Raw genomic sequence first — 2230 nt, 5'->3', positions numbered from 1 at the left:
GCAGGTGGGGGCCTCGTCCACCGCACGCGTCAGCCGGGGAGCACCGGGGGGCGTGTGGCGGGTGGCAGTGGGGCGATCGTGCGGGACCTTCGACCCTGGCGCTTCGATCACGGTTCCCCCACGATCGGGCCATCGGGTGCGTGCCCGACGGTTCTCGACGACGCGGGGGGCGACCATCCGGGAGGCGACACGCGGGCCCCGGCTCGACCGGGCCGTCGGGTCCACCAGGGCTTTGGAGCCGACCGCTGCACTCCGGGCGGACCGGCTGCTGCAGTCGATGATGGCCGTGACGGACGGGCTGGACCTCGAGGAGACGCTGGCGCGGGTCGTCCACGAGGCGGTCGACCTCGTCGACGCCCGCTACGGCGCCCTCGGCCTGCTCGACGAGGAGGGCAGCGGGCTCGCCCGCTTCGTCACCGTGGGGCTCGACGACGCGGGCCGGGCCGCGCTGGGACCCCTGCCGACCGGTCGCGGGCTGCTCGGGGAGCTGATCCGTCATCCGGTGCCGCTGCGCCTGGAGGACCTCCGCGAGCACCCCGCCTCCGTGGGGGTCCCGGCCGGTCACCCGCCGATGGGGTCGTTCCTCGGCGTCCCGGTGCGGGTGCGGGGCCGGGTCCTCGGCAACCTCTACCTCACCGACAAGCGGGTCGGACCCTTCACCGGCGACGACGAGGACGTGACGAGCGTCCTCGCCGCCGCCGCCGGGATCGCCGTGGAGAACGCGCGGCTGCACGACGCCACCCAGCGGCTGGTCGCCGAGACCCGGCTGCGGCAGCGCTGGCTGGAGGCGTCCGGGGAGATCACGACGACGCTGCTCGCCGGGGCGGACCCGGAGGAGGCGCTCGTGCTGGTCGCCCAGCGCGCCGCCGAACTCATGGGCGCCTCCGGTGCCCTGATCACCACCCATCCCCGGACGTCGCCGGACGACGAGCAACCGGTGCGGGTGACGGTGTCCGTCGGACTCGACGGGCGGTATCCGGCGGGGAGCCGGCTGCCGGTGCGGGGCACGGTGCTCGGCACCGTCGGGCACACCGGTACACCCCAGGTCGTCGAGGAGCTCGTCCTGCTCCCGCAGGCCGGTGGGGAGGGTCGCGGGCTCGCCGTGCCGATGCGTGGCGGCGCGGAGATGAGCGGTGTGCTCATCGTGGCGGGCGTGGACGGGTGGGCGGCGTCGGCCGGTGACGACGGCCTGTCGATCCTGGCCTCCTTCGCCGACCAGGCCGCCCTGGTGCTGCGCCACGCGGAGTCGCAGCGGGCGCGCCGCGAGCTCGACGTCGTCTCCGATCGCGAACGCATCGCCGCCGATCTGCACGACCACGTGCTGCAGCGCCTGTTTGCGCTCGGGCTCGGGCTGCAGGCCGCGCACGCTCGGCTGCCCGTCTCCGACGCCGCGCGCCGCGTGGACGAGGCGGTGGACCACATCGACGCGATCATCCGCGACATCCGCACCTCGATCTTCGATCTGCACACGGCCCGCGGCGGCAGTCGGCTCGCGGCACGCGTCATGGCCGCCGCCGACGAGATGTCGGCGGACTCCGGCGTCAGGCCGGTGGTGCGGGTGTCCGGTGACGTCGAGCAGGTGCCCGAGGACCTCGCGGTCGCCGTCGAGGCGGTGGTGCGCGAAGGCGTCAGCAACGCGCTCCGCCACGCCGCCCCGACCCAGGTCACGGTCACCGTGTCGGTCGACTCGACCCTCGCGGTCGAGGTCGTCGACGACGGGAGCGGCATCCCCGGGACGGTCGCCCGTAGCGGACTGGCCAACCTCGCGGCCCGCGCCCGAGCCGCGGGCGGCGACGCCCGTGTCGCACGACGCCCGGTCGGGCCCGGCACCCGGTTGACGTGGTGGGTCCCACTCGGGACCACCGAAGCCCCCGACGCGGCCGGCGGCCGCCGATCCCCGAGCACGGAGGCGGACGAACGATGACGACGGTGTTCCTGGTCGACGACCACGAGGTGGTCCGCCGCGGGGTGGCCGACCTCCTCGGTGCCCACGAGGACCTCGAGGTCATCGGCGACGCCGGCAGCGTCGCCGAGGCACTGGCCCGTGTCCCCGCGCTGAACCCCGAGGTCGCGGTGCTGGACGTGCGGCTCCCCGACGGCACCGGGGTGGAGCTGTGCCGGGAGCTGCGGTCGCGGATGCCCGAGCTGCGGTGCCTGATGCTGACCTCCTACACCGACGAGCAGGCCATGTTCGACGCCGTCCTCGCCGGCGCCAGCGGGTACGTCATCA

The 2230-nt window shown here is 75.1% G+C and carries 2 protein-coding genes; both read left to right on the top strand.

The genetic code is table 11. The annotated features are described in order from the left end of the window. The first annotated feature begins 280 nt into the window (after window positions 1-280). On the top strand, window positions 281-1924 hold the full coding sequence (locus AC0CYZ_RS01355; RefSeq protein ID WP_472211415.1) for a GAF domain-containing sensor histidine kinase: 1644 nt from the start codon (window positions 281-283) through the stop codon (window positions 1922-1924). Then, window positions 1921-2230: response regulator (locus tag AC0CYZ_RS01350; protein ID WP_472211412.1), on the top strand; the 310-nt coding region annotated here is incomplete at its 3' end. The genes AC0CYZ_RS01355 and AC0CYZ_RS01350, both read left to right, overlap by 4 nt.

The sequence above is a fragment of the Actinomycetospora sp. genome (genome assembly GCF_055612215.1).
This window is presented reverse-complemented; position numbering and strand designations above follow the sequence as displayed.